Source organism: Streptomyces sp. NPDC031274 (assembly GCF_055570235.1).
The window spans coordinates 1-1,038 of the sequence record NZ_JBVIHP010000484.1; the positions used below are offsets into that span (position 1 = coordinate 1).

1 protein-coding gene and 1 pseudogene are annotated in these 1,038 nt (G+C 67.6%); both read left to right on the plus strand.

All coding sequences use genetic code 11. From position 1 onward, the window contains the following. Nucleotides 1-306 precede the first annotated feature (306 nt). Complete coding sequence (locus ACZ5CR_RS47350; protein ID WP_468870273.1) at nt 307-756, plus strand: STAS domain-containing protein; 450 nt, start codon at nt 307-309, stop codon at nt 754-756. 56 nt (nt 757-812) lie between these two features. Further along, nucleotides 813-1,038 (plus strand): annotated as a pseudogene (locus tag ACZ5CR_RS47355) (hypothetical protein); the annotation flags it as partial.

Genomic DNA, 1,038 nt, shown 5'->3' on the forward strand with positions numbered 1-1,038 from the left:
TGGGCGTCTTCCAGCCTCTGCTGGGACGGGATCGGGACTACCCTGAAGTACGGACGTCCTGGACCCCGGCGGACCTGTTGTTGCTCAGCACAGATGGCCGCGGGGAACGGATCCTCTTCGTCCGATCACCCGGCGCATCCCCCTGGAGGGAACTGGGCGTGCCCCTTGTCCGGTGGACAGATCGCCGGACGCACCGCGTCGCAGCCTCCGTCGAATGTATGCCCTTGCCGGGAACGCCCTTGGAGGAGCCGAGAGTCCGGCCATATCCCATGGCTCTGACCGGCGGGTCTCAGGAACCGAGGCGTCATGTCCCTACCGCAGTTGAACATCTACCGGCACGACAGGAAGACCCGGGCCCTGATCACCCTGGCCGGTGAGATCGACCTGGGGACCCAGCCAGCGATGCGCACAGCCTTTGAGCAGTGCTTGCGCGATGGCATGCGCACCATCGACGTCGACCTCACCCCTGTCACCTTCTGCGACTGCAGCGGTCTCAACGCCTTCGTCGAGGCGTTCCTGCGCACCTCCGCGGCCGACGGGACGCTGCGCCTGCATTACCCGCCTCCCATGCTGGCCCGGATGCTCGAGCTCACCGGGTACAGCTTCCTGCTCCTGGGGCTGCCGACCGTTCCAGCCCAGGTTCCTCTCCAGGGCGCCCTCCCCACCAGCGCCCGTGTCCCGCTCACCGTGGCGTGCTTCGAGACGTTGCATCGGCTCGCTCCTGCCGCCCCTGTCGCGCCGGACGGTGTGCTGTGAGGGCCTGGTCCCGGCGAGAAAGGTCAGAGCAGCCCGTTGTCGACAGGGCGGCCGACATGGCCGCGGTGCGGCTGCGTCGGGTGAACCGCTGGCTGGCAGAGGACTTGCGCCAGGACCTGGCGAATCTGTACGTGGCCTCCTGCGAGACCGAACCCGGCGAGGAGTACCGCCGTCGAAGCCGGGAGGACTTCCTGAACGGGATCACCAGTGACATCCGTCGGCCGGGGTTCGCCATGGTGATCGCGGAGGCAGACGGCTTGGTGGGATGCGCCTTCGGATTCC